Consider the following 24,407-nt stretch of genomic DNA (forward strand, 5'->3'; position numbering starts at 1 on the left):
TCGGGACGAGTAGCGGGAACCCCTTCGCGTTGTTATTTTCATACGCGCGTTTGATGTCCCCGCGCGGCACTGTGCCGACTGCCTGCCGGGCATTGCAAGTGCGGTTGCAGCAAAACCTTCCGATCGATACCCGGTCCGCCGCGACCACGCCGTTCGGGGCGCCCGAGGGGGGACTGCTAAGCTTGTCGGGCCGCTGCAGCGGTTTCCCTTAGCCTCCCCGCACGACGGTGATCGCCATGCATTGCTACGTCTACGCCAGTCTGCGCAAGGCAGACAGCTATCTCTGGCTGGCCCGCCGGGACGCCTTCGAGCTGCTTCCCGCCGACCTGGCCACGCTGCTCGGCCAGTTGCGCTTCGCGCTCGAAGTCGACCTCGACGAGCATCGGCGCCTGCCCCTGGAAGATGCGCGGCACGTGCTGGCCAACCTGCGCGAGCGCGGCTGGCACCTGCAGCTGCCGCCGACCGAGGGCCTCGCCGGTCACCAGCCGGACTATCACCGCGGCCCGCGTGGCGACTCCACGCACTGAGCCCACCGCGTCCGGTTTCCGTTAACACCGGGTTACCGCCGTTTCCTTCTCCGGTTTCTATACTCGCCCGATGACTCCCCCCAAGCTGCGGCGCCGGCCGCCCCCCCTTCTGCAGGCCCTGGCCTGGTTCATTCCTGGATGGATCGCCGTGGCGATCGCCGCGGCCACCACCCATCCGCTGGTGCTGATTCCCCTGCTGGCCGCCAACGCACTGACCATGGCCGCAGTGTGCCACGCCATCGGCTTCGACCCGGAGCCCCGTTTCGGGCGCACCGTACTGCGTCGTGGCGCCGCGTACCTGGTGATGTTCAGCACCTACGTCGCGCTGGTTTTCCTGCTGGTCGCCTGGCCACTGCTGAAGCTGAGCCAGGCGCCGAGCCTGAGCGCCGCGCTGCTGCTGGCGGCGGCGCTGGTGATCGCGCTGAGCGTGCTGTGGCGGTTGTGGCCCGCATTTGGCCTGGTGTTCGTGTGGGACGATGCCTACCCGCCGCAGAGCGATGGTTCGTGGATCTTCACGGCCACTGCGCGGAGCATCGCGTTCGGCCGGCACCTGTCGCGCGAGGAGCGCTTCTTCTCGCATTTCCTGCCGGCCGCGTTTTCGTTGCTGGTGCTGGCGTTCCTGGCGCTCGCACTGACCGGCCTGTACGGCGTGCTGCCGCCGGAGCTGCGCACCGCCGCGATGGTGCTGTACGGCCTGGTGCTGATGCCGCTGGGTTGCCTGGTGATCGCCAACCGTACGCTGCGCGCCCTGCTGTGCGAGCGCCACCGCCCGCGCATGGCGGCCGGAGCCGATCTGGACCGGCCCGCGCCGGTGAAGCGGGCGCCGGTGGCGCCGCTGACCGAGGCCGAGCGCACTGCCGGCAGCCCGGAGCAGTCCGCCGCACTGCTGGCGGCGATCCGCGACAGCGACATCGAGCGCGCACTGGCGCTGGTGGAAAACGGCGCCGACCCGGACACCACCCCGCCCCCGGACGATCGCGACCAGCGCCCGGCGCTGTTGCTTGCCGCGCTGCTGCCCGACATCCGCCTGCTGCGCGCACTGATCTCGCGGGGCGCCGACGTGAACCGCGCACAGGGCGGGCTCACCGCGCTGCTGGCAGCCACCCGCGACAGCCTGTCCGGACGCGCCGAGGCGGTCATGACGCTGATCTCCAACGGCGCCGACCCGACCGTCAGCGACGCCGACGGCAACACCCCGCTGCACGGCGCCGTGCTCAGCGAAGAGCCGATCGTGGCGGCGATGCTGCTGGATGCCGGCGCGGACCTCAACGCGCCGAACCGCGCCGGTCTCACTCCGCTGGCAGCCGCCTGCCGTGCCGCCAACTGGACGCTGGCCCGGTTCCTGCTCGAACGTGGCGCGAAGCCCCTGTTGCCCGACAGCGAGCCCGCGCTGGTTGCCGCCGCCGCCATCGCCGACGACGACCCGACCGGGGTACGCCTGCTGCTCAAGCAGCGGGCGGGCGTCAACGCCACCGATGTCCGCGGCAGGACCGCCCTGATGGTCGCCGCGGCCGAAGGCCACGAGGAGATCGCCCGCGCCCTGCGCGCCGCCGGCGCGGAGGTCGATCTGTCCGACCGCAACGGCAGCACCGCCCTGATGGAAGCCGCCCGCGCCGGCGCGGTGGGCATCGTGCAGTTGCTGGCGCAGGCCGGGGCCGATGCCTCGCTGCGCGACCAGCACGGCCGCGACGCACTGACCCTCGCCTGCCAGTCGCCGCGCGCCCACGCGGACACCGTGCGCGCGCTGCTGACCCTGGGTGCCGACGCCAAGGCTGCCGGCACCGATGGCCGCAGCGCGCTGGACCACGCCGCGGCTGCCGGACGCTGGGACCTGGTCGCCCTGCTCGACCCCGATACTCCGCTGCCGGCCAGCCTCAGTGCCGAGACGCTCGCCGCCGGCGAGGACACCCCGGGCCATCTGCTCGATGCCCTGCGCTTCGGCCACTGGGCCGTGGTCTCCAGCTTCGTCCAGCGCGTGCGCGAGTGGCCGGAGTCGGAACTGGCGCGGTTGTATCAGGAGCTCGCCGAGCCAGGCCTGGGCGGTGCACGTCGCTGGCTGCTCGAGCACGGCTTGTCCGCCGAGGCGCACATGGCCGGCGAAGAAGACGCCCGCGGCCCGCGCCTGTTCGACGCGCTGCTCGAACGGCTGCCCTCCTCGGCCGAAGCGATCGAGGACCTGCTGCTCGCTGGCGCCACTCCGGCCGGCGCTGGCCTGCTGGGCGTGGCCCTGGCCCACCTGGACGGCGACGCCCAGGCGCTCGGCCTGCCGCTGGCGATGCTGGAACGCGGCGCCGATCCGTTCGGTCCGGACGTCCAGCAACGCACCCCGCTGCATCTGGCGGCGGCATCGGGACATCTGGCCATGACCGAGGCGCTGCTGGCTCGCGGCTGCGATCCGAACGCCCGGGATGCACACGGCCGCACGCCGCTGTTCGATGCACTGACCGCGGGCGCCCGGGCGCTACCGGTGGTGAAGTCGCTGGTCGCACACGGCGCCGACCCCGAGGCCAGCGACGCCCGCGGCGAGACGCCGCTGGGCCTGTCGATGGAGCACCCCGAACTCAAGCATTGGCTGGACTGGGGTCACTGGCCGTTGCCGCGCCGTGCGCTGCGCGACAGCGACCTGCCGGCGGCGGCGGCGGCCGGTGCGGCGCAGGCGGTGGAGCGACTGCTCAAGCTGGGCACGCCGGTGGACAGTCGCGACGCGCAGGGCGCCAGCGCCCTGCTGCACGCCTGCGGTGCCGGTCATCGCGACGTCGCCACACGGCTGCTCGACGCCAGCGCCGATGCATCCTCGACCGCGCAGAACGGGATGACCGCGCTCGGCGCGGCCGTGGCGGCCCGGCGCGAACCGCTGGTGGCGCTGCTGCTCGAACGCGGCGTCACCGTCGACCAGCGCCTGCCCGGCGAGAGCACCGCGCTGATGGTCGCTGCGGCGATGGGCTATCCCGAACTGGTCGAACGACTGCTCGAGGGCGAAGCCGACGTGCATGCGGTCGATGCCCGCGGCCGCAGTGCGTTGCACGCCGCGGCGCAGTTCGGGTTCGAGAGCCAGGACAGCCTGCGCGCACGCCGGCTGTTCGACGTGCTGCTCAAGCGCGGCGCCGACGTCAACCGCGCCGACCTCGAAGGCAAGACCCCGCTGCTGATGCTGCTCGGTGCCCAGCTGCGCCCGGGCAGCGACTGCGACGCCACCCACATCGGTGCGCTGCTGCCGGTACTGCTGGACGCCGGCGCACGGCTCGAACACGCCGACCAGCGTGGCGTGACCGCGCTGCACGCCTGTGCCATGCACGCCCTGCTGCCCGCTGCCCGCGTGCTGCTGGCCCGCGGGGCCGACCGCAACGCCGCCGACGGCTTCGGCCGCACTGCCGCCGACGTGGCCCGGCACCTGGGCTACGTCGACATCGCCCACGAGCTGGCCGCCCGCGGTGCGTCGGTCGTTCCCAGCGTGCGCCAGACGCTGCGGCAACCGGCCCAGCCGGCGGAATGAGGCAGGCGCGGAGCCTGGCGGCTCCGCGCCACCTGCTTAGTCGGGATCGACTGCTCCCACCGGCGTGGAGGTGCTGCGACGCTCTTCCTCGGCCTCGGGCGACATGTCCGCGTCGAGCAGTTTCTGCAGATCGCTGAGCGCCTCCAGCGAGGTCTGCACCAGCCGCGTCTCGTCGTCGTAGACCAGGTACTGCGTCTTGAGCAGCTTTTCGTCGTGGCGGCGGAAGCGCTCGACCCGGTCGACCGCCTGCGCGGCGGGCATGCCCAGCGCCTCGAGCGTCTTGCGGGTCATCTTCAAGCTGGAATGGAAGGTCTCGCGCACCGGCTCGTCCACGCCCAGGTCCATCAGCCGGAAGGCATGCTGGCGGTTGCGTGCGCGGGCGACCAGCTTGAGGTGCGGGAACTGCCGGCGCACCAGCCGGGCGATGCGCAGGTTGGCCTGCGGATCGTCGGTGGCCAGCACGAACACCTCGGCCTTGTCCGCCTGCGCCGCACGCAGCAGGTCCGGCCGCGCCGGATCGCCGAAGAACAGCGAGGTGTTGGAGAAGCGGCGCAGCGTGTCCATCTGCTCCACCGAGGATTCCAGCGCCACGAACGGGATGTTCTGCGCGCGCAGCATGCGGCCGACGATCTGCCCCATCCGGCCGAAGCCGGCGATGATCACGCGCGGCGGCGCATCCGGCGTGATCACGTCGTACTCCCGCTCGGGCACCCGCGCCTTCACGTTCAGCAGCTTCGCCGCGGCCACCACCAGCAGCGGCGTGAGCGCCATCGACAGGGTGATCGCCAGCACCAGCACGCCATGCAGGCCCGACTCCAGCAGATGGCGATCACCGGCCTGCTTCAGCACCACGAAGGCGAACTCTCCGCCGCAGGCCAGCAATACCGCCAGCCGCAGGGCATCGGCGCCGTCCAGCCCGCCCAGGGTGCGCCCCAGCGGCCACAGCAGCGCGCCCTTCATCAGCAGCAGCCCCGCCACCAGGCCGAGCACCAGCCACGGTTGGTGCAGCAGTTGCCCCAGGTCCATCGACATGCCCACGCTGATGAAGAACAGCCCCAGCAGGAGGCCCTTGAACGGCTCGATGTGCGATTCGAGCTCGTGGCGGTACTCCGAATCGGCCAGCAGCACGCCAGCCAGGAACGCGCCCAGGGTGGACGACACACCGACCCGTTCCATCAGCCACGCCGTACCCATCACCACCAGCAGCGCCGTGGCGGTGGACACCTCGATCGCGTTGGCCTTGGCGACGAAGCGGAACACCGGGCGCAGCAGGTAGCGCCCCCCCACCATCACCACCACGATGATGCCGACGGTACGCGCGATGCCGACCAGGTCCACGCCGTGCCGCGCCGAGGAGCTGGCCAGCAGCGGCACCATCGCGATCAGCGGGATCGCGGCCAGATCCTGGAACAGCAGGATCGAGAACGCCTGGCGGCCGTAGGCCGAACCGGCCTCCTTGCGCTCGGCGAGGATCTGCAGGCCGAACGCGGTGGACGACAGCGCCAGGCTGCCGCCGACCACCACGGCCACCTTGCCGGTGAGCCCGCCGAGCGCGTACCCGACGCCACCGATCACCAGCGCGCTGGCGATCACCTGCAGCGCGCCGGTGCCGAACACCGAGCGGCGCATCACCCACAGACGCTGCGGCGACAGTTCCAGGCCGATCACGAACAGCATCAGCACCACGCCGAACTCGGAGATCGTGGCCACGCCGTCGGTGTCTCGCACCAGGCCCAGCACCTGCGGCCCGATCACCACGCCCGCCCCCAGGTAGCCCAGCACCGCGCCCAGGCGGAAGCGCTTGGTCAGCGGTACGGCAATCACCGTCGCCAGCAGGAACACCAGCGCGGTCTCGAGATAGTGCGGACTGTGCAAGCGGCGTGCTCCTCGGCAGGTCGCCGGATTATGTCACGCGCCTGCGGCGGCTCCGTGACCGCGACCAACACCACCGCAAGTGTGGAATCATCACGGGCATGAACGCTGCCACCCGCCTCCTGCTCTCCGCTTCCCTGGTCCTGACCGCCTGCGCCTCCGACGCCGCCGTCCCGGTCTACGGCTACAAGGTGGTGCACACCTATCCGCACGACCGGCAGGCCTTCACCGAAGGCCTGTTCTACCGCGACGGCTTTCTCTACGAGAGCACCGGCATGATCGGCGCCTCCTCGATCCGCAAGGTCGAGCTGGCCACCGGCCACGTGCTGCAGCAGCGCGACCTGGCGCCGCCGGACTACGGCGAGGGCATCGTCGCCTGGCGCGACAAGCTGGTCGAGCTGACCTGGCAATCGCAGAAGGGCTACACCTACGATCTGGACAGCTTCCGTCCCACCGGCAGCTTCCACTACCCGGGAGAGGGCTGGGCCCTGACCGCCGACAGCCGGCACATCTACATGAGCGACGGCACGGCGTTCCTGCGCGTGCTCGACCCGGAAACGCTCGACCAGGTGTCCTCGATCATGGTCACCGCCGACGGCGCGCCGGTGAAGAACCTCAACGAGCTGGAATGGGTGAAGGGGCAGATCTACGCCAACGTGTGGCTCACCTCACGCATCGCGCGGATCGATCCGGTCAGCGGCCACGTGGTCGGCTGGATCGACCTGGCCGGCCTCGGCCCGAAACCGGACCAGATGATCGACCCGGCCAACGATGTGCTCAACGGCATCGCCTACGACGCGAAGGGCGACCGGCTGTTCGTCACCGGCAAGCAGTGGCCGAAGATCTACGAGATCCGGCTGACCGGCCCGAAGCACTGAGTCCGCAGGCCGCCGGCGCGGGCTTTCCGGCGCGTCCTACTCACTGCGCAGCCAGCGTGCGGCGTCGATTGCGTAATAGGTGAGGATGGCGTCGGCGCCGGCGCGCTTGAAGCAGGTCAGCGTTTCCAGCACCACCGACTTCTCGTCGAGCCAGCCGTTCTGGCAGGCGGCCTTGAGCATCGCGTATTCGCCGCTGACCTGGTAGACGAAGGTGGGCATGCCGAAGGCGTCCTTCACCCGGCGCAGCACGTCCAGGTACGGCAGGCCCGGCTTGACCATCACCGCATCCGCGCCTTCATGGATATCCAGCTCGACCTCGCGCAGCGCCTCGTCGGCATTGCCCACGTCCATCTGGTAGGTGTGCTTGTTGCCCTTGCCGAGGTTGCCGGCCGAGCCGACCGCGTCACGGAACGGGCCGTAGAAACTGGAGGCGTACTTGGCCGAGTAGGCGAGGATGCGGGTGTGGATGTGGCCGGCCGCTTCCAGCGCATCGCGGATCGCACCGACGCGGCCGTCCATCATGTCCGAGGGGGCCACGAAATCCATGCCCGCCTCGGCCTGCGCCAGCGACATCTTCACCAGCGCCTCGATGGTCGGCTCGTTCATCACGTAGCCGTGTTCGTCGATCAGGCCGTCCTGGCCGTGGCTGGTGTACGGATCCAGCGCCACGTCGCCGATCAGCCCCAGCTCCGGGTACTTCGCCTTCAGCGCGCGGCAGGCCCGCTGCATCAGGCCGTCGGGGTTCCACGCCTCGGCGGCGTCCTCGGTCTTCGGCGCGTCGGTGATCGGGAACAGCGCCAGCGCCGGGATGCCCAGCCGCACGCATTCGCCGGCCAGTTCCAGCAGCAGGTCGATCGACAGCCGCTGCACGCCGGGCATCGACGGCACGTCCACGCGCCGGTTCTCGCCCTCGATCACGAACGCCACCATGATCAGGTCGGTCGCCTGCAGGGTGTGCTCGCGCATCAGCGCGCGGGAAAACGCGTCGCGGCGCATGCGGCGGGGGCGGATCGCGGGGTAGCTCATGGATCGTTCCTGCAGGCAAATCGGCTACGCATTGTACGCCCGCGGTGGCCGCGTCCCACGAGGCACGCCGCCGCAGCAGGCCCCCGCCTCACTCGTCGCGGATCGCCGCGATCGGGTCCAGCGCCGCCGCCTGGCGCGCCGGATAGATGCTGAAAGCCAGACCGATCAGCACGCAGGCCACCGCCGATGCCAGCACCCCGACCGGCTGCCACGCCACCTTCCAGCCGGCGAACACGGCGATGGCGTAAGCCAGCAGGGCGCCGAACACCAGGCCGATCACGGCGCCGGAAGTGCAGATCACCACCGCCTCCCGCAGGAAGCGTTTGACGATGTCGCCGCGCCGCGCACCGATCGCACGCAGCAGGCCGATCTCGCGACGGCGCTCGAGCACGTTCGCCAGCATGATGTTCATGATGCCGATGCCGCCGACCAGCAGGCTGACGCCGGCGATCGAACCCATCACGATCGAGAAGATGCGCTGGGTCTTCTGGTTCTGCCGGTACAGCTGCTGCGGCACGATCATGCGGTAGTCGGCCGCCCCGGCGTGCCGCTGGTCGAGCACCTGGGTGAGCACGCGTGCGCCGGCCGCCAGGGTGTCGGGATCCTTCAGCTGCAGCAGGAAGCGGTCGACCGGATCTTCCATCGGCTGGAAGCGGAAACGGGCATGCGCGCTCTGCAGCGGCACGAACACGCGATTGGCATCCGCTCCCAGCGAAACGCCCTCGAACTTGTCCTGGCCGAGATCGCGATCGGCCAGCACCCCGACCACCCGCAGCCACACCTGGTTGACCTTGACCAGCCGACCCAGCGCCTTGCCGTCGGGAAACAGGTCGTGCGCGGCCTGCGCCCCGAGCACGGCGACGGCGGCGAGCGAATCGTTGTCGTGGGCGTCCAGCGCCCTCCCTCTCGCCACCCGCAGCGCGGCCAGCCGGAAATAGTCCGGTGTGATGCCGCTGACCTCGGCCGTGCTCTGGCCGTCGTCGCTGAACACGGCCCAGCGATGCACCCGCTTCTCGGCGGCGTACCGCTCCGCGCCGGGTACCACCAGCAGCGCGGCGCGGGCGTCGGCCTCGCTGAGGCCAAGGCTGCGTGCGCGGATCTCCTTGAGGCTGTCCTGGTCCTGCGGCTTGGCCTCGACGATCAGGTTGTGCAGACCAAGACTCTCCACCAGCTTCAGGGCCTCGCGCCGGCTGCCCTCGCCCACGCCCTGCATGGCGACGATGGCGGCAACGCCGAAGATCATGCCGAGCAGGGTCAGCAGCGTGCGCAGCTTGCGCCGTGCCAGCGCCTCGACGGCCTCGCGCCAGGCGGGCGACAGCATCATGGTGCGACTCCCTTGCCCGCCGGTGCGCCGTCGCTGCCGGACTGGCCGAGCAGTACCTCGTCACCTTCGTGCAGACCCGACAGCACCTGGCTGCGGGACGATCCGCGCACGCCCAGCTGCAGGGTGCGCCGCTCGACCCTGCCGTCGGCGAGCACCTGCACCGTGCTGGCGTCGCCGTCGCTGGCCAGCGCCACGTTCGGCACCGCCAGGCCCTTGTCCGCATGCAGCAGCACCACGGTGCCGACGAAGCGCTGGCCCGGCGTCCAGCCATAGCGACGCGCCACCTCGGCGGGCACGCTGGCTTTCATCATCAGGTACTTCACCGGATTCTGCCGACTGCGCGACTGGGCGGCCGCCGCCACCCAGCTGAGCCGGGAGGCGACTTTCTGCGCGGGTTCGCCCCAGGGATGCAGCTCGACCGCATCGCCCACCTGCACGCCCTGCGCCTCGATCTGCGGCACCGCCAGCTGCACCTCCAACCGGGACAGGTCGGGCAGGCTGGCGAAGCTGTCGCCGGCGAAGAGACGGCTGCCGACGTGGGGCACCTGGTCCATCCAGTCGCGCTCCAGCACGAGCACGCCATCGTGCGGGGCGTGCAGTTCCAGCGCGTCGAGATCGGCCTTCTTCTGGTCGGCGACGGTGGCGTAGGTGTTGTGCTGGGCATCCAGCACGGCCAGTTCCGCCTTGCCGCGCACACCGGACTGTTGCTCGCGCCACTCCAGGATCCGCTGGCGCACGGTGAGGTAGTTGGCGTCCTGGATGGCATCGAGGATGTCGTTGCGCGCCATCGCCTCGGGGCTGGCGTTGGCATAGCGGTGGGCGATCGCCAGCTGCCCGGCGACCTGGGTCAGGTCCACCCCGAGCTGGCCCCGCTTGTCGTCCAGTTCGGCCTGCTTGGCGGCGCGCGCGAGCAGGTTGCGCTCCAGGTCGATCTCGGCCTGGTCCAGGTCCTGCCTGCTCTGCTCGGCGGAGAATCGCGCCACCAGTTCGCCCTTGGTGACCGGGCTGCCGTCCGGCAGCATCCAGGCCACCTGGCGCGTCGTGAACACCTGACCGGGAATCAGCAGGGGCGTCGACTTCGCCGAACGCAGCTCACCCTCCCCCCTGACGACGAAATCGAGCGGACCGGCGTGGACCCGTTCCAGCACCACGCGCGCGGTGTCCGGCTTGCCGCAGCCGGCCAGAGCGAGGGTCGCGCAGGCGAGCCAGGCGATGCGGCGGCTCATGGCGCCTGCCTCGTGGATGCGGAGTTCGCGGCATCGACCGGGAAATCGACCCGCACCGCCTGCCCGGGCTTGAGCTTGAGATGGTTGGAATCGAGCGTGACCACCAGGTCGACCACCGGGATCGCCTCCACCCGCGACTTGCTGTGCACGGTACCGCCCACCGATGCCACGGTGCCGTCGACCGAGCGGTCGCCGCCGCCGGCCACCACCACGCGAACGCGCTGCCCCTGGTGCACGCGCTCAAGTTCGCGTTCCGGCAGCGAGGCACGCACCGCGAGCGTGGACAGGTCAGGCATCTGTGCCACTGACTGCCCCATCCACACCTGCGAACCGGTATCGATCTTGTTGCCGTCCCAGGCGCTCTGGTGCAGCACGATGCCGGCGCGCGGCGCCTTCACCGTGAGCGAGGCGAGTGCCGCGGTGAGCACGCTGACCTCGTGCTTCGCCTGTTCGACGTCGGCATCGGCCACCTGCTGCTCGGCACGGCGCTCGTCCGCCGCCACCCGACCGCGCTCGATGGTGAGGGCGAGCCTGCGCTCGGCCTTGGTCCGCGCGATCACCAGCTTGGCGTATTCCACGCCGGCAACGTATTCCTTCGGCTGGTTGGCCTTGCGGCGGGCCTTTTCCAGTTCGGCGCGGGCCTGCGCCGTGGCCAGTTCGGCTTCGCGCGCGCGGTCGGCCAGGTCCAGCCGGGTCTGCTCCTGCTTGCGCAGTTTCTCGTCCAGTTCGCTGCGCTTGGCGGTGAGCTGCTTCATCACCTGGCTGCCGTCGAACACCACCACCGGCGCACCCTTCTTCACCGTCTCACCGTCGCCGGCCATCTGGGTCACGGTCATCTGCCACAGGCCATTCACCGCCGGCGGGGAAATGGCGATGCTGTCGCGCGCGAACGTCTCGCCATCGGCATGCAATGGCTGGGTATCCGCCACGACCGGCCGATCGGCGGACAGGTCGGCCGGGTCGGTGTCCACGCGCACGCTCATGCCGGGCCGCAGCGGCAACGCGTTGCCGTCGGCCAGGTCGATGGCCAGTTCGAAATAGCGACCGTCTCCCCAGTCCTTGTGTGCGACCGACGCACCGGTGATGCTCCGGATTCGGCCGTGCAGGAGCCGCCCGGGCAGGGCGTCGACGGTCAGTGCGACAGCCTGCCCGGTCTTCAGTCCGGCACGATCGGGCTCCAGCACCCAGGCGCGCACGTCGTAGTCGTGCCCGCCACCAACCACCTCGCCCACGGCCTGCCCGGGATAGCTGGAGGAGCCCTCCTCGTAGCGCCCGCCGTTGCCGAACATGTTGTCGAAGCCGTGCACCACGGTGCCGGCACGGGTCGCCTTGACCACGGCGCGGGTGACCTGGCGGCGGTCGAAATCCAGCTCGATCTGCTTCTTGCGCTGCTGCAGGGCGCCGTCCTCGCGACGGCGCTTTACCGCCGCCTCCGCTTCGTCGGCCTGCTCGTGCGCCACCGCCAGTGCGCGCTCGGTGCGCTGCATCTCGCTCTGGTAGCGGTCGTAGTTGAGTGCGGAAATCAGATGGCGCGGCAGGGCGGCGTCCACCGCCGCGGTGTCGCGCTCGGCCTGTGCGTCGGCCAGCTTGAGCTCGGCATCGCTGGCCTTGAGCTCGAGCTGGGCGATCTCCTTGGCGTCCTTGGCCTGCTGCGCGGCCAGTTCCGCCTGCAGCTTGCGCACCTGCGATTCCGCCTGCCCGGCATCGATGCGCAGCAGCACCTCGCCCGGCTTCACGTGACTGCCATCGGGCGCGTAGTAGCGCAGCACCACCGGTGAGCTGTTGGAGGGCGGCGTCTCGATGCGCTGGGCGCCCTCGAGGCGGATCTCGCCGGTGAACACCGTGGCGGACGCCTGCGCGAACGGCATCGCGAGCACCATCACCAGACCGAACCAGTCACTCCGCCGAATCATGCTCGATCCTCCCGTCGCGCAGGGTGATCTGCCGCTGTGCCCGCGCGGCGACGTCGGCATCGTGGGTCACCAGCACCACGGTCTGGCCATCGGCATGCACCTCGTCGATCAACGCCAGCACGTCGGCGGCACTCTTGGAGTCGAGGTTGCCGGTGGGCTCGTCGGCCAGCAGCAGGGCCGGCTGCATCAGCAGGGCGCGGGCGATCGCCACGCGCTGCATCTGGCCGCCGGACAGCTGGCCCGGGCGATGTTCCAGCCGCTGGCCCAGTCCCATCCGCTCGAGCAGGGTGTGTGCACGCTCGTCCAGCCCGTTGCCATCGCCCCGCAGGAAGCGCCGAGGCAGCAATACGTTCTCCAGCACGCTCAGTCGCGGCAGCAGATGGAACGACTGGAACACGAAGCCGATGCGCCGGTTGCGGAAATCGCTGGCGCGCTCGTCGTCGAAGGTGGACACGTCCACGTCGTCGAGCAGATAGCGGCCACTGTCCGGGCGATCCAGACAGCCGAGCATGTTCAACAGGGTCGACTTGCCCGAACCGGACGGCCCGACAATCGCGGTGAACTGCCCCTTCGGGACTTCGAAGCCGACGCCATCCAGCGCGGCGATCGTCTGCCCGCCCACCCGGTAGTGGCGGGTAATCGCTTCCATGCGGACCATGTGCCTGGACCTTCCCCCTGAAGCCAAGTGTCCTTTTGTCAGTCTTGCGGGAAAAAAGTTCGCACCGCAAGCCTTCAGTCGCCGATGCGCTCTCCGCTGGCCGCATCGAACAGGTGCAGCATCGACGGATCGGGCGCCAGATGCACCAGCGCGCCGGGCTCGGGCAGCGTGCGTGGCGGCAGCCGCACCACCAGCGGCTTGCCGCCGGTGCGCAGGTTGAGGAACACCTCGTTGCCGACCGGCTCGACCACTTCCACCCGCGCGCTGAGTGTGTGCAGACCGGGCGCGTCGACCGGATGCAGGTCTTCCGGTCGCACGCCGAGGGTGACCTCGCGGCGATCCCACGACGCCGGCCAGCCGGCGACCCCCGGCAGGGTCAGCACACCGTGCGGGCCGTCCAGCGCCCAGCCGTCGGCCAGCCGCAGGGTACCGGGCAGGAAGTTCATCGCCGGGCTGCCGAGGAAGCCGGCGACGAAACGGTTGGCCGGCCGCCGGTAGAGGTTCATCGGCGTGTCGATCTGCTGGATCACGCCGCCGTCGAGCATCACGATGCGCTGGCCCAGCGTCATCGCCTCGATCTGGTCGTGGGTGACGTAGATCATCGTGGCGCCGAGCCGCCGGTGCAGGCGGGCGATCTCCAGCCGCATCGACAGGCGCAGGCGCGCGTCGAGGTTGGACAGCGGCTCGTCGAGCAGGAACACGCGCGGGTTGCGCACCAGCGCCCGACCCAGCGCCACGCGCTGCTGCTGGCCGCCGGACAGCGCCACCGGCCGCGCTTCGAGCCAGGGCTCGATCTCCAGCAGCCGCGCCACCTCGCGCACGCGCCGCGCCACCTCGTGGCGGTGCTGTCCACGCAGGCGCAGGCCGAAGCCCAGGTTTTCGGCCACTGTCATGTGGGGGTACAGCGCGTAGTTCTGGAACACCATCGCGATGTCGCGATCCTTCGGCGGCACCTCGTTCATCACCCGCCCGCCGATGCTCAGCGTGCCGGAGGTGATCGGCTCCAGCCCGGCGATCATCCGCAGCAGGGTGGTCTTGCCGCAGCCGGAGGGTCCGACCAGCACCAGCAGCTCGCCATCGGCGATCTCCAGCGTCGCGTCGGCGACGGCGACGTGGCCGTCCGGGTACTCCTTGCGCAGCGCCTCCAGCCGAACGACCGCCATCGGGTTCTCCACGATTGGGCCCGCCCCGGAGCCCGAAGCCGCCATGGTGCATGCCAAAGGGGCGTTCGGCTATTCTCGCGGCGTAATCGTTTACAGCAAGCCGCGATGCGGCCATCGGACCCGTCAATGTCAGGACGCTTTCTCTTCCCCGCGGACTTCGTCTGGGGCGCCGCCACGTCGGCCTACCAGATCGAGGGTTCGCCGCTGGCCGACGGTGCCGGACCGAGCATCTGGCAGCGCTTCGCCCACACCCCGGGGATGATGGCCAACGGCGATCATGGCGACGTCGCCTGCGACCACTACCGCCGCTACCGCGACGACGTGAAGCTGATGCAGGCACTGGGACTCACCAGCTACCGCTTCAGCATCAACTGGTCGCGCGTGCTGCCCGAGGGCACCGGGCGGATCAACCCGGCTGGGCTGGACTTCTACTCGCGCCTGGTCGACACCCTGCTCGAGCACGGCATCGCGCCCAATGCCACGCTGTTCCACTGGGACCTGCCCGCGGCGCTGGACGATCGCGGTGGCTGGCTCAACCGCGACAGCGCGCACTGGTTTGCCGAATACGCCGAGATCATGTTCAAGGCGCTGGACGACCGCGTGCCGATGTGGAGCACGCTCAACGAACCCTGGGTGGTGACCGACGGCGGCTACCTGCACGGCACCGTCGCCCCCGGGCACCGCAACACCTACGAGGCGCCGATCGCCGCGCACAACCTGATGCGCGCCAGCGGCGCGGCGATCCAGGCCTACCGCGCGGTGGGTCGCCAGCAGATCGGCGTGGTGTTCAACATCGAACCGAAATATCCGGCCAGCGACCGCAACGAGGACGTGGCGGCGGCGGCCCGCGCCCACGCGTACATGAACCAGCAGTTCGCCGACCCGGCGCTGCTCGGCAGCTACCCGCCGCAGCTGAGGGAATGCTTCGGCGACGCGTGGCCGGCATTCCCGGCCAGCGATTTCGGGCTGACCCGACAGAAAGTCGACTTCGTCGGCGTCAACTACTACACCCGTGCGGTAGTGCGGCACGACCCGGTGCAGCACCCGCTGCGCGCCTCGCCGGTGCGCCAGCCCAACCGCACCTACACCGAGACCGGCTGGGAGGTGTACGAACAGGGTCTGGTCGACACCCTCACTTGGTTCAAGGACCGCTACGGCGACCTCCCGCTCTACGTCACCGAGAACGGCGCCGCGTTCTACGACCCGCCGGTGGTCGAGGGCGACCTGCTGGAAGATCCGCTGCGGGTCGACTACTTCCGGCGCCACCTGAAGGCGGTGCACGCGGCGATGCGCGCGGGCGTGAACGTAAAGGGGTATTACGCCTGGTCGTTGCTGGACAACCTGGAATGGTCGCTGGGTTTCGCCAAGCGCTTCGGGCTCTACCACGTCGACTTCGCCACGCAGAAGCGCACCCCCAAGGCGAGCGCAAGGTTCTACGCCGACGTGATCGCCAGCGACGGGGCCTGCCTGGCCCCGTGATGCCCCTCCGCTCCGTCCCACTGGACGTGCGCCCGAGGGCAGGGCACCCTTGTCTATTCGCTTGTGCTGAAGGTTTTGAGCATGCCGGCTGACGTCCACGCCTCCGTTCCCACCCTGCTGGTCGACCTCGGCGGCACCAATGTCCGCTTCGGCGTGGCCGATCCGTCGCGCACCGACCCGCTGCTGAAGGACAGCATCCGGCGTTACCGCGTCGCCGAGCACGAGTCGCTGGTCGCCACGGCGAAGCAGTACCTGGCCGACACCGGCCTGGAGGTGAAGCGCGCCGTGGTCGCCGCCGCCGGCCGCATCGAGGACGGCGAGACGGTCAAGGTCACCAACAATCCGTGGGCGATCTCCGCCCGCCAGACCGCCGCCGCGCTGGATCTGGATGGCGTGCACCTGGTCAACGACTTCGCCGCGCAGAGCATGGCGGTAACCCTGCTCAAGGGCGACGACCTGGTCCCGGTCGGCCCGCTGCCGCTGCCGACGATCGGCGCGCACGACGAGCAGACCTTTGCCATCGTCGGCCCGGGTACCGGCCTGGGCGTCGGCGGCCTGCTGGTGCGCCAGGGCCACTGCAGCGTGCTGCAGACCGAGGGCGGCCACGCCGGCTTCGCCGCGCACTCGCCCGAGGACATCGCCATCCTCGACTACCTCAACCACAAGTACGGCCGGGTCTCCAACGAACGGCTGATCTGCGGCCAGGGCCTGGTCAACCTGTACGACGCGATCTGCCACATCACCGGCGCCACCGCGCAGCCGTTCAAGCCGGAGGACATCACCGCCCGCGCGAAGGACGGCAGCTGCCCGCTGTGCACGCGCACGGTGGAGACCTTCGCCGGCATCTTCGGCAGCGTCGCCGGCGACCTGGTGCTCACGCTCGGCGCGTGGGACGGTGTGTATCTCACCGGCGGCCTGATTCCGATCCTGCTGCCATGGCTGGAGCGCGGCCGCTTTCGCGAGCGCTTCGAAGCCAAGGGCCGCTTCCGCGACATCATGGAGAAGGTGCCCACCCAGGCGATCATGAATCCGGAGCCGGGCCTGCTCGGCGCCGCCGCGATCGCGATCATGGAATCGGGCCGGCCGCTGCTCGGCCGCTGAGCCTCGCCACCGCGCGATGGCGCGGCCGTCACGCGATCCGTGGCACGGTGCGCCGGTGTTGCAGGAGAAACCCATGCCCCGCAGTGATACCGCCTTCCTGTTCGATCTGGACGGCACCCTGGTCGACAGCGTCTATCAGCACGTGCTCGCCTGGAAGGAAGCGCTGGACGCCGAAGGCGTCGAGCTGTCGGTGTGGCGCATCCACCGCAAGATCGGCATGAGCGGCGGCCTGTTCGCCAATATGCTGCTGCGCGAGACCGGGCTGGATATAACCGAGGACCGGCTGGAGCGGCTGCGCCGGCGCCACGCCGAGGCGTTCAACCGTCAGCACACGCAGGGCTCGGTCAAGCCGCTGCCCGGTGCGCGCGAGCTGCTGGCCTTTCTCACCGAGCAGCAGATTCCCTGGGCGATCGCCACCAGCGGCCGCATGGAGACCGCCGCGCACAACCTCGCCGCGCTCGGCGTCGATCCGGCGAAGGTGCCGGTGGTGACGCGCGACCAGGTGCGCCACGCCAAGCCGGACCCGGACCTGTTCGTCACCGCGGCGCAGCGGCTGGATTTCGATATCCGCCACGCGCTGGTGGTCGGCGACAGCGTATGGGACATGCTGGCCGCGCAGCGTGCGCGCGCCATCGGCATCGGCCTGCTCGCCGGCGGCTACGGCCGCGAGGAGCTGCAGCATGCCGGCGCCCTGCGCGTGTACGACGATCCCGCCGACCTGTTGCGCCACGTCGACGAAGTCGCCGCACGAGCGTGAACCCGCTCTTCGCGTCGGCCTGACGCGGACTGAACGCGCAGGGGCTAGCCTCGCCCGTGCCCCTCTCCCGACCGAGGCACGCCGATGCGCCGCCTGTTTGCCGTCAGCCTGACCGCCCTGCTCGCCAGCGCCTGCTCCCCGTCCACCCCGCCACCACCGACCGCGACCGGCACCCCGCCGCCCAGCGCGCCGACGGATGCCACGCTGGGCTCGCCCGCCTGGTACGACTGGGTCGACCGCTCGCTGGGAATCTCCAGTGACGGCCATGGCCCCGACCACGGTTCACCCGAGTGGAACCAGGCGGTGCAGCGCAAACTGGGACAGGAAGCCCCGCAGGCGACCCCCGGTTCGCCGCAGTGGCAGCAGTCGGTCGACGCGCTGTTGCGTACACGCGGCAACCCGCCATCGTCGGACTGAGCCGGAACGATCACGCGGCCCGCAGGATGCCCGAGGCAGCCATCACGCGGGATAGCGGTGCCGCCGCTCCGGCGCGCCCTCAGCCCGGCGCCAGCAACGCGTCCAGATCTTCCTGGTCGAAGCTCAGCTTCTCGCGCGCGCCACCGCCTTCCAGCACGGCGTCGGCCAGTTCTGCCTTGCGCGCCTTCATTTCCTCGATGCGCTCTTCCACCGTGTTTGCCGTGATCAGGCGGAACACGAAGACCGGCTTGTCCTGGCCGATGCGGTGCGCGCGGTCGGACGCCTGCGCCTCGGCAGCGGGGTTCCACCACGGGTCGTAGTGGATCACCGTGTCGGCGGCGGTGAGGTTCAGGCCCACGCCGCCGGCCTTCAACGAGAGCAGGAACAGCGGCACGTCGCCTTCCTGGAACTGCTTCACCGGCTCGGCGCGGTCGCGCGTCTCGCCGGTCAGCGTCACGTAGGGAATGCGGCGGCGGTCCAACTCGTGGGCGATCAGCTTGAGCATCTCGGTGAACTGCGAGAACAGCAGCACCTTGCGGCCTTCGGCGAGCAGCGCCGGCAGCATGTCCATGAGCAGTTCGAACTTGGCCGAGTCGCGCACGCCGCGGGCCGCTTCCAGCTTCACCAGCCGCGGGTCGCAGCAGACCTGGCGCAGCTTGAGCAGCGCGTCCAGGACGACGATGCCGGAGTGCGCGATGCCGCGCTGGGCGATCACCTGGCGCAGCTCGTCGGCCAGCGACAGGCGCAGGCTTTCGTACAACTCGCGCTGGCGGCCGTCGAGCACCACGCGACGGGTGATCTCGGTCTTCGGCGGCAGCTCGGCCGCGACCTGGCTCTTGGTCCGGCGCAGGATGAACGGAGCCAGCCGACGGTTGAGCCGCGCCTGGCAGGCCTCGTCGCGCTGCTTCTCGATCGGGCCGCGGTAGTGGCGGCGGAACGCGCCCTCGTCGCCGAGCAGGCCCGGCACGGCCAGGTCGACCTGCGACCACAGCTCGCCCAGGTGGTTCTCCAGCGGCGTGCCGGTGAGGCAGATGCAGCGCGGCGCGCGCAGGCTGAGCACCGCGCGGCGCGCCTGCGTGCGCGGGTTCTTCACCTGCTGCGCCTCGTCCAGCACGATCAGCGCGAACGGCTGCTTGCGCAGCGCCACCACGTCGCGCGGAAGCAGCGCGTAGCTGGTCAGCACGATGTCCTGCTGGCCGAGCTGGGAGAAGTCGCCGCTGCGCTGCGGACCGTGCAGCGCCAACACCTTCAGCGCAGGCGCGAAGCGCGCGCACTCGGCCTGCCAGTTCGGGATCAGGCTGGTCGGCACCACCACCAGCGCCGGCTGGGTCAGCGCGCCACGCTGCTTCAGCGCCAGCAGGTGGGTGATCAGCTGCAGCGTCTTGCCCAGGCCCATGTCGTCGGCGAGCACGCCACCGACACCCGCCTCGGCCAGCGCGTTGAGCCAGCGCAGGCCCTCGCGCTGGTAGGGACGCAATTCCACCGTGAGCCCCTCGGGGATCGCATCGCTGGCGCGCTCGGCGGCGTCGCGCAGGCGCGTGGTGAAGCCGCGCAGTGCCTCCGGCGCCTGCAGCTGGCCGCCCTCGGGCATCACGTCGACCAGCTCGTCCAGCCGGCCGGCCTGCACGCGCGGCAGGTGCAGCTGCTTGCGCGGCTTCTCCAGGTACTCGGCCAGCGGCGCCAGCAGGTCGCGCAGCTCCTTGAGCTTCACCGGCACGCGGCGGCGGTCGTCCACCGGGGCATACCACACCGCGTCCTCCGGCTCGTTCGGCACCGGGCTCAGGCTGAGCTGATGCTCGGCCAGCGCCTGCGCCACGGCCGGCAGCAGGTTGTGCCGCTTGCCCTCGACCTCGATGCCGATTTCCAGGTCGAAGGCGTGGTCGTCGGCGTCCTCGGTGGCGTCGCCGTACCAGCGCACCGGGCCTTCCAGCACCTCGAACGGGAAACTGGGCGCGTATTCGACCAGATAGCCCTCGCCTTCCAGGCGCGCCCGCAGCGCCAGCCAGCGCGCCGGCGTGTTCACCTCCAGCGCGCCGGCGTAGCCCTTGCCGGGGAACAGCCAGGCGTCTTCCGGCAACGTGTCGGCGAGGTCCCAGGGCAGACCCTCGGTGTCCACGGCGGGAGTGAGCCCCGCACGCTCGAGCTGCTCCATCGCCGCCAGTTCGTCGGCGCGTCGGCGCACGATCTCCACCAGCTGGCCCTGTCGCACGCGACGCACCAGCGGCTCGCCACCGCGACCGGGCAGGCGCTCGCCGGCGTAGTCGAAGGCCAGCCGCGCGTAGGCCAGCGGCGGCGTGCCGGCGGCCAGCCGGGCGTGCCGGGTCAGCGCGTGCAGGGTGAGCAGCGGCTTGGGGGCGAGATCCTCCCGCCGCAGGTCCTCGAACACCTGCGGCAACGGCACCCGCTGCGCCAGCCGACTGTGCGGCAGGACATCGCGCAGACGATGGCTGTCGTCGTGCTTGAGCGCCGGCAGGTCGAGCCAGACGATCTCCTCGACCGGCGCCTCCAGATGCCCCACCTCGGCGCGTTCGGCATCGAGATACCACAGGCCATCGATGCGCAGCAGCCGCTGGCCGGTGGCCAGCGCCGGAAGCAGGCGCTGGCTGCCGTCACTCTCCAGGTGCCAATGCCAGTTCAGCTGATGCGACTTGCCGCGCGACAGGCGCAGGCCACCCAGGCCACCGAGGAAGCAGGGTGCGGTGTCAAGGATCTCGGCCAGCAGGGCGTCGCCCACATGACCGGACAGCCGGGCGTAGCTGCGGCTCTTGCGCACGTTCTGCGGCAGACCCAGCACGGTGGCCGCCAGTCGCTGCTCGTGCGGCTCCAACTGGGCGTTGACCAGATGCTTGCTGTCCAGCGGCGACGGACGCACGAAGCGGCCGTGCTCGGCCACCGCCAGCACGGCCGGCGCGACGTCGACGCGCCCATACGGCGCGCCGTCCTCGTGGACGACATCCAGGAAGAAGCCGAGCACACCGCGTTCGGCCGGCGCCGGGGGTACCGGCGGCTCCAGCACGCGGCGCCACACCGACGACAGGCCCGACACGGCGGAAACGCGCGAGGGGGCGGGATCGCCAGGCTTTCGGTCGTCCGGTTGCTGCATGGGCATGCGGTCCGTTGGGCGATCAAAACCTTGAGCTTAGCAAGGCTTGTCACGGTGTGCCCACGCCCTTACCGCAAACTCGTGCGGCGAACCGACCTGCACGCTCAGGTGCCGGGGAACAGGCCCTGCGGGTATTCCGGCTTCTGCTCGCGTGCCATCAGCGCGCGCAGGCCTTCGACCGGGGTGACCTCGCCGTGCAGCACGGCGCGCACGCCGCTGGCGATCGGCAGGTCCAGGCCGTGCTTGGCAGCCAGCCGCGCCACCTCGTCGGCGGTGAGCACGCTCTCCACCACCTGGCCGATCTGGCGCACCGCCTCGTCCAGCGCGATGCCCTTGCCCAGCGCCAGGCCGAGCCGGCGGTTGCGCGACAGATCGCCGGTACAGGTGAGCACCAGATCACCCAGGCCGGACAACCCCATCAGGGTTTCCGGCCGCGCACCGAGCGCCAGGCCGAGCCGCAGCATCTCGTTCATGCCGCGGGTGATCAGGCCGGCGCGGGCGTTGAGGCCCAGCTGCATGCCGTCAGCCACGCCGGTGGCGACCGCCAGCACGTTTTTCATCGCGCCGCCGAGCTCACCGCCCAGCACGTCGCTGCCGGTGTAGGCGCGGAAGTTGGGGGCGTGCAGCATCCCCGCCATTTCCCTGGCGAACGCCTCGTCGTCCGAATGCACGGTGACCGCGCTGGGCAGCCCGGCCGCCACTTCCTTGGCAAAGGAGGGGCCAGTGACCACCGCCGCCGGCCGACCGGGCAGCTTTTCGGCCACCAGTTCGTGCAGGAACCGGCCGGTGCCCGGCTCGAAGCCCTTGCTCGCCCAGGCGATCGCGGCACCCGGCTCGAGCAGCGGCGCGATCTGGTCGAGCATCGACGCAAACGCATGGCTCGGGACCACGATCAGCACCACCTGGGCGCCACGCAGTGCGGCGGCCAGGTCGCCTTCGTAGTGCAGCTCGGCCGGCAGCTCCAGATCCGGCAGATAGCGCTGGTTGCGACGGGTCTTCGCCATCGCTTCCAGTGCCTGCCGGTCGCGGCCCCAAAGCCGGGTCGGCACGCCGTTGCGTGCCGCAAGCGCCGCCAGCGCCGTGCCCCAGGAACCGGCACCAAGTACCGCCAGGGTCGGTCGGGTGCTCATGGCTGGATCAGCTGTTCAGCGTCGGCGCGGTCTCGCCGCCCATGGCGTTGCGGCGCATCTGCTCGGCATACAGCGCGTCGAAGTTGATCGGCTGCAGCAGGAACGGCGGGAAGCCGCCTTCCAGCACCAGCTGCGAGATCACCTGGCGCGCGTACGGGAACAGCAGGTTCGGGCAGTAGCTGCCGATGATCCCGGCGTGGTCTTCGGCCGCGAAACCGGCAATGCCGAACAGGCCGGCCTGGTGCACTTCGGCCAGGTAGGCAGTGCGCTCGCCGATGGTGCAGGTCAGGGTCAGGCTCAGCACCACTTCGTACAGGTCGTCGCCCAGGTCGGTGGCACGCTGGCCGAGGTTGAGCTGCACCTGCGGCTGCTCGTCGGTAACGCCCATGTCCTGGAAGATCTGCGGCGCGTTGGGGGCCTCGAACGAGACGTCCTTCACGTAGATCTTCTGCAGCGCGAGCTGCGGCTGGTTGGCCTGGCCGTCGGCCTGGCCGTTGGTGGTTACGTCTGACATCGGGAGTCCTCTTCGAAAGTTCGGGCCGGCTCCATCCGCGGGCGGACGGAAAACCGCAAAGAGCGCGATTGTTCCATACAAGCCGGCGCGCCGTCACTGGCGCAGCCGCCCGGCCCGCTGGTCAAGGATTGCGCAAGCGGATGAAATTCCGCGATAATGCGCGGCTCGACTCCTGCCGCCCGCTCATGTGGGCCGTCCGCGACGCGATGCGGACCTCACGGCAAGCCTAGAGAGCTGCACCCTCCAGCATCGCGTGGCGCCAAGGCGCCGCTGGGCCGACGTCGCCCTGGCCAACGGGCGTTACACCACGAATACGGAGGTCATCATGGCCCGTGTATGCCAAGTCACCGGAAAGGGTGTGCGGACCGGCAACAACGTCTCGCACGCGAACAACAAGACCCGTCGCCGCTGGTTGCCCAACCTGCATGAGCGTCGCTTCTGGGTCGCCAGCGAGAACCGCTGGGTCAAGCTGCGTGTGTCCAACCACGCCCTGCGCACCATCGACAAGAATGGCATCGAGGCCGTGATTGCCGAGCTGCGTGCCCGCGGCGAGAAGATCTGAGGAGCTAGACCATGGCGAACAAGACCCAGGACAAGATCCGTCTGATCTCGTCGGCCGGTACCGGCCACTTCTACACCACGCAGAAGAACAAGAAGAACACCCCGGAAAAGTTCGAGTTCAAGAAGTACGATCCGGTCGTGCGCAAGCACGTGATCTACAAGGAAGGCAAGATCAAGTGACGTGACGCCCCGTCCGCGCCTGCGCGGACGGCTGGCCGGAACGTCATCCCGGCGCAGGCCGGGGTCCAGCCTTCGAAACCCGCCCTCGTGGCGGGTTTTTTCTTGCCCGGTCGCACGGCGACCGCGATCATGCGCGGCATGACCAGGGACGAGTCGCTGTTTCCCGCACTGCTGGGCCCCGCCTGGGCCGGACTTGCGGCCCCGGTGCGCCGGGCGCATGGCGGCCGCGGCAGCATAGCTCTGCGCGGCCAGGCCGACGTGGTCGGCACCGACAGCCGTGCGGCACGCCTGCTGCGGCAGCTGCTGGGCGTGCCTGCGCCGGGACCGGCGCAACCGTTGACCGTGGAAATCGAGCGCGACGGCGACGGCGAACGGTGGACACGCCGCTTTGCCCATGGGCGCATGCGCTCGCGGCTGAGCGCCGGGCCGGACCGGCGGCTGCACGAACGGCTGGGACCGGTGCTGCTGCGCTTCCGCCTCGAAGCGGACGGTGGCGCGATCCATTGGCACCTGCTTGGCGCGCGCCTGCTTGGCCTGCCCCTGCCCCGTCGGTGGCTCGGTCACGTGCTGGCCTGCAGTGGCGCCGAGGGCGACCGATACGCTTTTACTGTCGAGGCCAGCCTGCCCGGCATCGGCCGCTGGATCGGTTACCGCGGCACGCTGGAGGTCGATGATGGCGCATGAACCGGCCGTGGTGGTCTTCGATGGCGTCTGCGTACTGTGTAGCCGCTGGGTGGACTTCATTCTCAGGCATGATCGCGCTGGCCGGTTCCGGCTGGCGGCGATGCAGGGCCGGCACGGCCGTGCATTGCTCGCCGCGCACGGACTGTCGCCCGACGATCCGGCCTCGCTGCTGCTGGTGGCCGACGGGGTCGGCCACATCGACACCGCGGCCATCGCCGGCGTGCTGCAGCGGCTGGGCGGCCCGTGGCGCATCCCGTCCGCACTGCTGCGCTGGACACCGCGGTGGTTCGCGGATCCAGCCTATCGCTGGGTGGCGCGGCACCGCTACCGGCTGTTCGGCCAACGCGACGCCTGCCGGATGCCGGAGCCTGCCGAGGCCTGGCGCTTCCTCGACTGAACGC

The 24,407-nt window shown here is 70.3% G+C and carries 21 protein-coding genes; 11 read left to right on the forward strand and 10 right to left on the reverse strand.

The window, feature by feature from the left end; all coding sequences use genetic code 11:
• The first annotated feature begins 236 nt into the window (after positions 1-236).
• Together ATSB10_RS12635 and ATSB10_RS12640 are read left to right on the forward strand one after the other, a co-directional pair.
• Entirely contained in the window at positions 237-527 is a 291-nt protein-coding gene (locus ATSB10_RS12635; protein ID WP_063673141.1) for a YcgL domain-containing protein, read from the forward strand.
• A gap of 70 nt (positions 528-597) precedes the next feature.
• Positions 598-4,020 carry an ankyrin repeat domain-containing protein gene (locus ATSB10_RS12640; protein WP_063673142.1) on the forward strand — a complete coding sequence of 1,141 codons (3,423 nt, stop codon included), beginning with the start codon at positions 598-600 and terminating at the stop codon, positions 4,018-4,020.
• 36 nt (positions 4,021-4,056) lie between these two features.
• Here the strand turns inward: ATSB10_RS12640 and ATSB10_RS12645 are convergent, their stop codons facing one another.
• Positions 4,057-5,895, reverse strand: coding sequence for a monovalent cation:proton antiporter-2 (CPA2) family protein (locus ATSB10_RS12645; RefSeq protein WP_063673143.1), 1,839 nt, complete (start codon positions 5,893-5,895; stop codon positions 4,057-4,059).
• A gap of 98 nt (positions 5,896-5,993) precedes the next feature.
• On the opposite strand from ATSB10_RS12645, the gene ATSB10_RS12650 reads away from it, so the two are divergent.
• Positions 5,994-6,770: a glutaminyl-peptide cyclotransferase gene (locus tag ATSB10_RS12650; RefSeq protein ID WP_063673144.1), complete on the forward strand. Its 777-nt coding sequence runs from the start codon at positions 5,994-5,996 to the stop codon at positions 6,768-6,770.
• 36 nt (positions 6,771-6,806) lie between these two features.
• Here ATSB10_RS12650 and hemB read toward each other — a convergent pair whose 3' ends face one another.
• From hemB to ATSB10_RS12680, 6 genes are all read right to left on the reverse strand, one after another.
• Complete coding sequence (gene hemB, locus ATSB10_RS12655) at positions 6,807-7,796, reverse strand: porphobilinogen synthase (protein WP_063673145.1); 990 nt, start codon at positions 7,794-7,796, stop codon at positions 6,807-6,809.
• 88 nt (positions 7,797-7,884) lie between these two features.
• Positions 7,885-9,120: an ABC transporter permease gene (locus ATSB10_RS12660; protein ID WP_063673146.1), complete on the reverse strand. Its 1,236-nt coding sequence runs from the start codon at positions 9,118-9,120 to the stop codon at positions 7,885-7,887.
• Entirely contained in the window at positions 9,117-10,346 is a 1,230-nt protein-coding gene (locus tag ATSB10_RS12665) for an efflux RND transporter periplasmic adaptor subunit (RefSeq protein ID WP_063673147.1), read from the reverse strand. Before ATSB10_RS12665 ends, ATSB10_RS12660 begins: the two co-directional genes overlap by 4 nt.
• Positions 10,343-12,259: an HlyD family secretion protein gene (locus tag ATSB10_RS12670; protein WP_063673148.1), complete on the reverse strand. Its 1,917-nt coding sequence runs from the start codon at positions 12,257-12,259 to the stop codon at positions 10,343-10,345. The genes ATSB10_RS12665 and ATSB10_RS12670 overlap by 4 nt, the downstream gene beginning before the upstream one ends.
• The gene (locus ATSB10_RS12675) at positions 12,243-12,908 is read right to left on the reverse strand and encodes an ABC transporter ATP-binding protein (protein WP_236886420.1); all 666 of its coding nucleotides are present in this window, start codon (positions 12,906-12,908) and stop codon (positions 12,243-12,245) included. Before ATSB10_RS12675 ends, ATSB10_RS12670 begins: the two co-directional genes overlap by 17 nt.
• Before the next feature lie 83 nt (positions 12,909-12,991).
• Positions 12,992-14,080, reverse strand: a complete 1,089-nt coding sequence (locus ATSB10_RS12680) for an ABC transporter ATP-binding protein (protein ID WP_063673150.1) — start codon at positions 14,078-14,080, stop codon at positions 12,992-12,994.
• A gap of 126 nt (positions 14,081-14,206) precedes the next feature.
• Here ATSB10_RS12680 and ATSB10_RS12685 point away from each other — a divergent pair, with 126 nt between their 5' ends.
• From ATSB10_RS12685 to ATSB10_RS12700, 4 genes are all read left to right on the forward strand, one after another.
• Positions 14,207-15,559: a GH1 family beta-glucosidase gene (locus ATSB10_RS12685; RefSeq protein ID WP_063673151.1), complete on the forward strand. Its 1,353-nt coding sequence runs from the start codon at positions 14,207-14,209 to the stop codon at positions 15,557-15,559.
• A gap of 81 nt (positions 15,560-15,640) precedes the next feature.
• Positions 15,641-16,660 carry a glucokinase gene (gene glk / locus ATSB10_RS12690; RefSeq protein WP_063673152.1) on the forward strand — a complete coding sequence of 340 codons (1,020 nt, stop codon included), beginning with the start codon at positions 15,641-15,643 and terminating at the stop codon, positions 16,658-16,660.
• A 73-nt stretch (positions 16,661-16,733) separates the two neighbouring features.
• Positions 16,734-17,417, forward strand: a complete 684-nt coding sequence (locus tag ATSB10_RS12695; protein WP_063673153.1) for an HAD family hydrolase — start codon at positions 16,734-16,736, stop codon at positions 17,415-17,417.
• 84 nt (positions 17,418-17,501) lie between these two features.
• Positions 17,502-17,834 (forward strand): hypothetical protein, encoded by a 333-nt coding sequence (locus ATSB10_RS12700; RefSeq protein WP_063673154.1) that lies wholly within the window; start codon positions 17,502-17,504, stop codon positions 17,832-17,834.
• A gap of 79 nt (positions 17,835-17,913) precedes the next feature.
• Here the strand turns inward: ATSB10_RS12700 and ATSB10_RS12705 are convergent, their stop codons facing one another.
• From ATSB10_RS12705 to secB, 3 genes are all read right to left on the reverse strand, one after another.
• Positions 17,914-20,937 carry a DEAD/DEAH box helicase gene (locus ATSB10_RS12705; protein ID WP_063673155.1) on the reverse strand — a complete coding sequence of 1,008 codons (3,024 nt, stop codon included), beginning with the start codon at positions 20,935-20,937 and terminating at the stop codon, positions 17,914-17,916.
• A 104-nt stretch (positions 20,938-21,041) separates the two neighbouring features.
• Positions 21,042-22,067 carry an NAD(P)H-dependent glycerol-3-phosphate dehydrogenase gene (locus ATSB10_RS12710; protein ID WP_063673156.1) on the reverse strand — a complete coding sequence of 342 codons (1,026 nt, stop codon included), beginning with the start codon at positions 22,065-22,067 and terminating at the stop codon, positions 21,042-21,044.
• Positions 22,068-22,074: 7 nt separating this feature from the next.
• Positions 22,075-22,581, reverse strand: coding sequence for a protein-export chaperone SecB (gene secB / locus ATSB10_RS12715; protein WP_063673157.1), 507 nt, complete (start codon positions 22,579-22,581; stop codon positions 22,075-22,077).
• 325 nt (positions 22,582-22,906) lie between these two features.
• On the opposite strand from secB, the gene rpmB reads away from it, so the two are divergent.
• The 4 genes from rpmB (at position 22,907) to ATSB10_RS12735 (ending at position 24,403) form a co-directional block, all read left to right on the forward strand.
• Positions 22,907-23,143, forward strand: a complete 237-nt coding sequence (rpmB, locus tag ATSB10_RS12720; RefSeq protein ID WP_026107522.1) for a 50S ribosomal protein L28 — start codon at positions 22,907-22,909, stop codon at positions 23,141-23,143.
• 11 nt (positions 23,144-23,154) lie between these two features.
• A complete protein-coding gene (rpmG, locus tag ATSB10_RS12725) occupies positions 23,155-23,322 on the forward strand; it encodes a 50S ribosomal protein L33 (protein WP_017463578.1) in 168 nt (55 codons plus the stop codon).
• A gap of 129 nt (positions 23,323-23,451) precedes the next feature.
• The gene (locus ATSB10_RS12730; protein WP_083966210.1) at positions 23,452-24,006 is read left to right on the forward strand and encodes a DUF4166 domain-containing protein; all 555 of its coding nucleotides are present in this window, start codon (positions 23,452-23,454) and stop codon (positions 24,004-24,006) included.
• Entirely contained in the window at positions 23,996-24,403 is a 408-nt protein-coding gene (locus ATSB10_RS12735; RefSeq protein WP_083966211.1) for a thiol-disulfide oxidoreductase DCC family protein, read from the forward strand. The genes ATSB10_RS12730 and ATSB10_RS12735 overlap by 11 nt, the downstream gene beginning before the upstream one ends.
• The last annotated feature ends 4 nt before the right edge of the window (positions 24,404-24,407 follow it).

The sequence above is a fragment of the Dyella thiooxydans genome, from assembly GCF_001641285.1.
GTDB classification, from domain to species: Bacteria; Pseudomonadota; Gammaproteobacteria; order Xanthomonadales; family Rhodanobacteraceae; genus Dyella_A; species Dyella_A thiooxydans.

What these genes read in the sequence shown, in the direction of transcription:
- secB (WP_063673157.1), bottom strand. Translation starts at nt 22,581, where the DNA reads ATGTCAGACGTAACCACCAACGGCCAGGCCGACGGCCAGGCCAACCAG.
- glk (WP_063673152.1), top strand. Translation starts at nt 15,641, where the DNA reads ATGCCGGCTGACGTCCACGCCTCCGTTCCCACCCTGCTGGTCGACCTC.
- ATSB10_RS12695 (WP_063673153.1), top strand. Translation starts at nt 16,734, where the DNA reads ATGCCCCGCAGTGATACCGCCTTCCTGTTCGATCTGGACGGCACCCTG.
- ATSB10_RS12635 (WP_063673141.1), top strand. Translation starts at nt 237, where the DNA reads ATGCATTGCTACGTCTACGCCAGTCTGCGCAAGGCAGACAGCTATCTC.
- hemB (WP_063673145.1), bottom strand. Translation starts at nt 7,796, where the DNA reads ATGAGCTACCCCGCGATCCGCCCCCGCCGCATGCGCCGCGACGCGTTT.
- rpmB (WP_026107522.1), top strand. Translation starts at nt 22,907, where the DNA reads ATGGCCCGTGTATGCCAAGTCACCGGAAAGGGTGTGCGGACCGGCAAC.
- ATSB10_RS12730 (WP_083966210.1), top strand. Translation starts at nt 23,452, where the DNA reads ATGCGCGGCATGACCAGGGACGAGTCGCTGTTTCCCGCACTGCTGGGC.
- ATSB10_RS12675 (WP_236886420.1), bottom strand. Translation starts at nt 12,908, where the DNA reads ATGGAAGCGATTACCCGCCACTACCGGGTGGGCGGGCAGACGATCGCC.
- ATSB10_RS12665 (WP_063673147.1), bottom strand. Translation starts at nt 10,346, where the DNA reads ATGAGCCGCCGCATCGCCTGGCTCGCCTGCGCGACCCTCGCTCTGGCC.
- ATSB10_RS12705 (WP_063673155.1), bottom strand. Translation starts at nt 20,937, where the DNA reads ATGCAGCAACCGGACGACCGAAAGCCTGGCGATCCCGCCCCCTCGCGC.
- ATSB10_RS12685 (WP_063673151.1), top strand. Translation starts at nt 14,207, where the DNA reads ATGTCAGGACGCTTTCTCTTCCCCGCGGACTTCGTCTGGGGCGCCGCC.
- ATSB10_RS12640 (WP_063673142.1), top strand. Translation starts at nt 598, where the DNA reads ATGACTCCCCCCAAGCTGCGGCGCCGGCCGCCCCCCCTTCTGCAGGCC.
- rpmG (WP_017463578.1), top strand. Translation starts at nt 23,155, where the DNA reads ATGGCGAACAAGACCCAGGACAAGATCCGTCTGATCTCGTCGGCCGGT.
- ATSB10_RS12735 (WP_083966211.1), top strand. Translation starts at nt 23,996, where the DNA reads ATGGCGCATGAACCGGCCGTGGTGGTCTTCGATGGCGTCTGCGTACTG.
- ATSB10_RS12710 (WP_063673156.1), bottom strand. Translation starts at nt 22,067, where the DNA reads ATGAGCACCCGACCGACCCTGGCGGTACTTGGTGCCGGTTCCTGGGGC.
- ATSB10_RS12680 (WP_063673150.1), bottom strand. Translation starts at nt 14,080, where the DNA reads ATGGCGGTCGTTCGGCTGGAGGCGCTGCGCAAGGAGTACCCGGACGGC.
- ATSB10_RS12650 (WP_063673144.1), top strand. Translation starts at nt 5,994, where the DNA reads ATGAACGCTGCCACCCGCCTCCTGCTCTCCGCTTCCCTGGTCCTGACC.
- ATSB10_RS12660 (WP_063673146.1), bottom strand. Translation starts at nt 9,120, where the DNA reads ATGATGCTGTCGCCCGCCTGGCGCGAGGCCGTCGAGGCGCTGGCACGG.
- ATSB10_RS12700 (WP_063673154.1), top strand. Translation starts at nt 17,502, where the DNA reads ATGCGCCGCCTGTTTGCCGTCAGCCTGACCGCCCTGCTCGCCAGCGCC.
- ATSB10_RS12670 (WP_063673148.1), bottom strand. Translation starts at nt 12,259, where the DNA reads ATGATTCGGCGGAGTGACTGGTTCGGTCTGGTGATGGTGCTCGCGATG.